Origin of the sequence: Endozoicomonas sp. SESOKO1 (assembly GCF_024606265.1) — a bacterium.
In the GTDB taxonomy this organism is placed as follows: Bacteria; Pseudomonadota; Gammaproteobacteria; order Pseudomonadales; family Endozoicomonadaceae; genus Endozoicomonas.
This window is the reverse complement of record NZ_JAHHPP010000250.1, coordinates 1-6,585: the sequence shown is the minus strand read 5'-3', so window position 1 is coordinate 6,585 and position 6,585 is coordinate 1. Positions and strand designations below refer to the sequence as shown.

Here is a 6,585-nt window from a genome sequence, read left to right as displayed (position 1 = left end):
CTGAGGTGACTTGACGTCCGTGTAATGGTTTTCTTTTCCAAAAGGCATCCTCAATGCATTTGCCATAATTCGGGGCAGCGGTTCTTCCTGTGTGCAATTGATGGTTTGATATTCTTTTACCGATAAATGAACTTCCGGGTCGGTCAGTAGAACAGCCTGGGTCGGCTTGTTGGCCAGCCTGGCAAGCAGGCCTTGGATGGGGGTAATCTGATGCTGTTACTTGCAAAATAATCCCTGCACCTTGACTAAAACAACGCCATTTGACCTCAATATGAACATTAGGTTCCATTAATGGTGTTTTGGGAACTGAACAAACATGCCCTTCTATATTGATACAGTCCATTCTCATTAAAACTGGCATCAATGAAACAGAAACGTTCTTGAGCGATCAAGAACCCTCGCCCCGATAGGGGCGGGGAGTGTCAGCATCCATCCTTGAATCTGAAGGTCTTGGAGACATTGAGCCAAGACCCACCAAAAAATGATTTGCAGGGAATCTACAGAGATTGGTAGGCTTTGCGGAAAATATCTATAGCACTGGGCAAGGTCGTCACCATGAGCATTACCATCTTTCATAACCCACGCTGTTCAAAATCCCGTCAAACCCTGAGTATTCTTGAAAAGCAGGGAATCACTCCCGAGGTAGTACTGTACCTCGAAACCCCTCCCGATGCGGATCAGCTGAAAGCCATTCTGGGCAAACTGGGCATCAATGCCCGGGACCTGCTTCGTAAAGGTGAACAGGAGTTCAAGGATAATCACCTGAAAGATCCATCCCTGACTGAACAGCAGCTGATCAACTTTATGTGTGAGTATCCCAGGTTGATTGAGCGTCCCATTGTGGTCAATGGCGAAAAAGCCAGAATTGGCCGCCCCCCTGAGTCAGTGCTTGAGATTCTATGACCATGCAGGAAAAAGCGAACCGGATCTATCAAGTCTGCCTTGCACTCTACGCAGGCCTGATACTCTCCCTGCTGGCAGAAACCTGGTGGTTGAACCCTCCACAGGGTTCCATTGCGGGCATATCCGCCCTGCAACTACTGCCATTACTACTGCCCCTTCCCGGCCTTCTGAAGCGTGGCCTGAAGGCTGCATCCTGGCTCTGTTTTATTCTTTGCTTTTATTTTATCAGCGGCGTTTTAGATGCCTGGTTCAGACCCGGGCAACCCCAGGGCTGGCTGATCACTGGGTTCAGCGTACTGCTATTTATTGGTTCGATGGTATTCATACGCTGGCAGGCCCAAGTGAACAGGTCCTTAGCGGAGAGTTAGTACCGACTCAGGCTGACTCCCTGTTCGGTCCGGGCCTGATGATAACGTCAACTCAACAGGCCCAGTGCCAGTCTCACTTTTCAAGTGGTCGTATCTGGCTTTTTGCAGTTTCTTTAATTGATCAGGCGTCTTCGGCCAGTGTTTCAGCAACCAGGTTTCGGCTTCCTGAACTCTCTGCCCGGGTGATTGCTCACCCACATCAGGAATTTTCTGGTGCCGCCGCGTAGCCAGGTACATTTGCTCCAGAAGGGATGCCCGCACCCTGGGTGGAATAGTCATTTCCTCAGAACGTTCCGTTGAACTGGTTGCTGAGTATAGCTCCAGCAATGCCTCTTCCAGTTCATAACGTGAGAGCTCTGGCCAATCTATGGATTCAGAAACGCCTACCTCAATCAGCAAGCTTAACCCTGGTCTCCGGGCGAGCACTTTCTGAAGGTTTTCCAGGTTTTCCCGGGAGCGCCCGGTTAATGATGCGCTACCGGCTTCATGGTGAAGCACAGGTTCCAGCCTATGGCCGGTGGTATGGGAAAGGTAGTCAAACGGTGCCCGGACAATGGCCCTGAAACGCTGCTCAACCGTCAACTGGATACGTTTTGGTAATGGCGTATTTGATTTATCGGAATTAATGGCAAAAGGGATAGTTGCCTTACCCGATTTATCCGTTATCAGGGCTTGGAGCAAATTGATGGAGAAAGCCGGTGAGCCGCTTGAGGCCTTTCTTGCCTGCCAGTCAGAAATATCAAGCTGACCCGCACGTTTCTCGCTGTTATAACTCAGGTCAAATTGAGTCCCCTGCAAATTATAACCGGCAAACGTTGAGTAGATATTGAAAGGCCCGGCCAAACGAGCATCGTTAAGCTGAAAGTCATAGTTATTAACAGCGCCGGATAATTCACCAGTCAACCGAACATTACCGATATTAGCCAGTACAGCACTGGCCTGATAGGTCCATAAATCCTTTTCTTTCCCTTTTCCTGAAATAACCTCTGCAACAAGGCTCCCATTCACGTCTTCAACTATCCAGGGAGAATGGCCGTTTTCAATCTCAAGACGACTGTCGTTGATAGTAAGCGAAGTAATCACAGACGATAAGGTTTGTATTAATTGAACCTGGGAGCGATACGCTTTGCTTGCCAGAGTTCCGGACATCTGCAGATCAAGGCCTGAAATAGACAACTCTGCTGTCGATTGTGCCGGATTACTGGCATGAAATTGAACGTTGTCCAGACGCCATTGCTGCCATTGGGCAGACATACCCGAGAATAATAGTTGCCCACTTTGTCCTTCTGCACTGCCCTTTAAGGCCAGGCCGCCTGGCCTATCCCAGGACAATGATAAGGTTGCACTCATTGTCCCTGAAAGATGCTCGCTGGCAACAGGTTCACCATTCAGCGTTGCCAATGCTGTAAAAAAATCTGCCTTGAAAATTGCCGACAAAGGCAGTTCTACCAGGCGCACTTCCCCTTCCAGCAAGCCTTTACCGGCCTCATAAGTACCGGAGAAATTCCAGCGCCCATCATGACGGCTTTCTATAAGCAGCCCGATTTTGCTGGCCTCTTCTTTCGCCAGCGTCAGTTGGTCAAAAGCGAGCAACTGATCTATTCCGGTAATGGCAAGGCTACCACGGTTGATGGACAGCTCATCTATATTCTGCGGCAGAGGGAAGGCAATCAACGCCGGATCAATGGCGATGCTGGCATCATCCAGTTCAACCCCACTGATCGATTCAACCTTTTCACCAAGCCAGGGACCCCACCAATGGCGATAATTCAAGACTAAACTGGCCTGTTGCGCGCTGAGCTGAATCCCTTTTTCTTCAACCTGAATATCACTGACAGTCAGTCGGCGCTGCCATGGATCAAAAGTGATGTCTTTATCGAGAAAGCGCTGCCCGGTCTGTTGGTTCAGGCTGTTCAGAACACGGTCAGATACCTGGGAAAGCCAGAGCCACCCGGCCAGGAAAAGCACCCCAGACAACAGGAATACCATCAAAGCAAAAGGGTTAAGCAGTTTCCTTCTGGTCGGCATGGATAACCCTTCAAAAATGGCGTAATAAGATCAGCAAAGACAGTTCAGCCATCACCATCTCATGACTTCCTTGACAAAGGGAATGGTGAGCTTTCGCTTGGCACGCAGAGAAGCACTGTCCAGTTTCTGCAACAAAGTAAACAGGTTGCCCATATCCCGGGAGCCACGATGAATAATAAAACGGGCCACCTCATCACTCAGGTCAAAGCCCCGGTAATGAGCCCGAAGCTTGAGCGCTGAGACTTTGTCCCGATCTTCCAGGGGATGAACCTGAAATACCATACCCCAGCCAAGGCGGGAAACCAGGTCCTGAAGCTGTATACCCAGAGCCCTGGGCGGATTGTCCGCCGCCACCAGGAAACGGGTTCTTGAGTCCCTGAGGCGGTTAAACAGATCAAACAGCGCCTCTTCCCACTCATCGATACCGGCCACTTCGCCAATATCATCCAGGCAAACCAGCTGGAGCCGTTCAATACCTTCCAGAAGCTTGGGAGAGTAATGAACCAGCTCTTTCATGGGCAGATAAATACTTCGGCCGCTGCGCCGGTCCACCTGATGACAGGCAGCCTGAAGCAGATGGCTGCAACCAACGCCTTTGGGACCATAGAGGAAAATAAACTGCTCGGATTCGATGCCGGGAACCGATCTATCCATATCCAGAAGATTGACCAGCGTTTCATTTCGCCCACTGTAAAAATTGGCGAACGTGGCATCGTCTCTTAACTGGACACTGAGCGGTAGCTGCACAGGCAAACTCATAGTGGACATGAAATCCGTAATTGACTCTGTAAGTAGTTTGTGAGTTCTCTTTTCCGGTCACTTTGTTACTGCCAATCAACAGCACTGACAACAGAAACTGCAACGTTACAAAAGACCGGAACACAATAAAACCGTTCATTTATCAACCGGTATTGACTGATATCAATAGACCGGTCAATAAATTAATTCAGCCCTGCCTGGTAACTGCTTGTACCATATATGGCGTATTTTTCAAAAGAAAAAGAAGATGACAGCAAGAGTGTGTCAGACTTTCTCTTCGGCTGCTCCGGCACGATAAAGGCTGCTGGCCTTATAGTTTCTATGCAGGTGGCGCAAGAGTACCATAATTATTGCGGCCATGGGCAGGGCGATAAGCATTACGATTATGTTACTTCGCCCGAACAGACCGAGTTCGCTTATGCTGTCGGCATCACATCTGTGCAAGAAATTGAAGGCAACCTTGTCATTGAAGCTACCTTTATTTTATGCCTTAATCCGCAACGTATTTTAATGAATATTCGTACATCCATTGACAACGCAAATAACACAACCCATAGAAAGAATACTTCATATGCGACTATCCTTCCTCGCCTCTCTCCTGCTCAGCTCTTCCGCAATCGCAGGCACAGTCTCTACAGAAACTCTCCTCAAAGATATGGTTAGCCGCGAAGCACAAGCCGCTTATCCACAAAACGAATTCATCAACAAACAGTTCAGCTCATACTCACGCAAAGCTGTTTCCCCAACCAATGGATGGTTCTCAAACTGGGATTGGTCAAACTTCCTTCGCATCGAACAAAACGCTGGACGCACAGAATACGTGATGTTTGAAGACAACGGCCCCGGCGCAGTCGTCCGTTGGTGGATGACATTTGCGAAGAAAGGTCACAATAGTTATATCCGCGTTTACATCGATGGCAACGAAACTCCAGTACTCGAAGGAAACCCGATCGATCTCCTCGGCGAAAACAAGGCAGCGGGCTTCCCAATGAGCAGCTCATCATCTTATGATTCTCCACGCACCAACCGCGGACACAACCTTTACTTCCCAATCCCATATGCAAAGAGCTGCAAAATCACAATCGAAAGCAACACCCTTACAGGTAATATCAACGACAAAGGCCAAGCCGAAGGCTCATTCATCTTTTATAACATCAACTACCGTGACTACGCAGACACTGTAAAGGTAGAATCCTTCAAGGCAAGCGACTTCACCGAACAAGCAACCCTCATCAAGGAAGTCAACGACACCTTGCTCAAGCCAATGCCTGAACAAGAACTCACCAAAACAACCCTCAACAAAACCATCGAGCCAAACACAACTGCTTCCGTCAACCTCTCTGGCGAGAAGGCAATCAAGCAACTCACCGTCAAACTCGCAGCTGAAGACCTCAACCAAGCACTTCGCTCAACCGTCCTCGAAGTCACATTTGACGGCAAGGAAACCATCTGGGTACCCGTTGGCGACTTCTTCGGAACTGGCTACAAGGTATCTCCATACAAGAGCTGGTATACAGAGGTCACCAAAGATGGTTCGCTCGCAAGCTCATTCGTGATGCCATTTGCAGAAAACGCTGAGGTCAGCTTCGTAAACTTCGGCGAACAACCAGTGACCATCGACGCAACAATCGCAACAGAACCATACACCTGGACAGAGGATTCCCTCTACTTCCACGCAAGCTGGTTCGAACTCAACCGCGTGAAAGTTACGGGCAATCCCGGCGAGAACCACGCTGGCCACGGCGCTAGCGACGTCAACTTCGTCACAATCGAAGGCAAAGGTTCACTCATTGGTGACAGCCTGACCCTATTCGACGGCGCGCGCGAATGGTGGGGAGAAGGCGACGAGAAAATCTACGTCGACGGCGAAACATTCCCATCTCACTTCGGTACAGGCACAGAAGACTACTATGGCTACGCGTGGTGCCGAAACGAGCCGTTCCACACTCCATTCATCACCCAGCCCGATGGTTCAGGCAACCTCTCTGAAGGCTTCACCGTCAACTCACGCTATCGCCTCCTTGACCAACTCACATTCACAAAGTCACTACGCTTTGATATGGAACTTTGGCATTGGGCAACAACTACAATGAACTACGCTCCGGCCGTCTTCTATTACGCAACCAAAGAATCAACCAGCAACGCAACTCAAAATATCAAGAACGTCAAGGCAAAGGTCGTTCTCGACACTGCTGAAATCCTCCCTCCAAAGAACCCAGCCCTCACAAAGGGGTAAATCGAAGGTGAAGCAATGAAGAAGGCAAACCGCAAAACATAGCCATCAAACTGAAAAAGTGTGACAACCATCGTTGCAGTAAACCCCGGGACAAATCCCATATAGGGAATAATGCTGGCCAGTCCGGCAAACATGCCAATCAGGATGGCAAACTGCAGGCTGATCATGGTCAGCCCCAGGCTGTAAATGACCCCCAGTGACGGAATCACAACCAGCAGGGCCGTAATCAGCACCCAGAAAAACAGCAAAAAGACGCAGACCACCGACAGGGTTCTGGACAACCCTTTTGAC

Annotated in this window: 7 protein-coding genes and 1 pseudogene; 4 read left to right on the top strand and 4 right to left on the bottom strand. The window is 49.5% G+C overall.

Translation table 11 applies throughout. The features are described from left to right. A partial coding sequence (locus KDK13_RS11390) for a hypothetical protein (protein ID WP_257285090.1) occupies positions 1-343 on the bottom strand: 343 nt, incomplete at its 3' end. Between the two features lie 212 nt (positions 344-555). On the opposite strand from KDK13_RS11390, the gene arsC reads away from it, so the two are divergent. Beyond that, positions 556-903, top strand: coding sequence for an arsenate reductase (glutaredoxin) (gene arsC, locus KDK13_RS11385; protein ID WP_257285089.1), 348 nt, complete (start codon positions 556-558; stop codon positions 901-903). Next, positions 900-1,271 (top strand): DUF2069 domain-containing protein, encoded by a 372-nt coding sequence (locus KDK13_RS11380; RefSeq protein WP_257285088.1) that lies wholly within the window; start codon positions 900-902, stop codon positions 1,269-1,271. The genes arsC and KDK13_RS11380 overlap by 4 nt, the downstream gene beginning before the upstream one ends. On the opposite strand, the gene KDK13_RS11375 is transcribed toward KDK13_RS11380, so the two are convergent. Both KDK13_RS11375 and hda read right to left on the bottom strand, forming a co-directional pair. Beyond that, positions 1,257-3,299, bottom strand: coding sequence for a hypothetical protein (locus KDK13_RS11375; protein WP_257285087.1), 2,043 nt, complete (start codon positions 3,297-3,299; stop codon positions 1,257-1,259). The two genes, KDK13_RS11380 and KDK13_RS11375, sit on opposite strands and share 15 nt — an antisense overlap. Before the next feature lie 51 nt (positions 3,300-3,350). Next, the gene (gene hda / locus KDK13_RS11370; protein ID WP_373692235.1) at positions 3,351-4,067 is read right to left on the bottom strand and encodes a DnaA regulatory inactivator Hda; all 717 of its coding nucleotides are present in this window, start codon (positions 4,065-4,067) and stop codon (positions 3,351-3,353) included. Positions 4,068-4,277: 210 nt separating this feature from the next. Between hda and KDK13_RS19010 the strand changes: the two genes are divergently transcribed. Then, positions 4,278-4,721 (top strand): hypothetical protein, encoded by a 444-nt coding sequence (locus KDK13_RS19010; protein ID WP_306671096.1) that lies wholly within the window; start codon positions 4,278-4,280, stop codon positions 4,719-4,721. Next, positions 4,714-6,294: a glycoside hydrolase family 172 protein gene (locus KDK13_RS11360; RefSeq protein WP_257285091.1), complete on the top strand. Its 1,581-nt coding sequence runs from the start codon at positions 4,714-4,716 to the stop codon at positions 6,292-6,294. Before KDK13_RS19010 ends, KDK13_RS11360 begins: the two co-directional genes overlap by 8 nt. Here KDK13_RS11360 and KDK13_RS11355 read toward each other — a convergent pair. After that, a pseudogene (locus KDK13_RS11355) lies at positions 6,207-6,585 on the bottom strand (hypothetical protein); the annotation flags it as partial. The gene KDK13_RS11360 and the pseudogene KDK13_RS11355 sit on opposite strands and share 88 nt — an antisense overlap.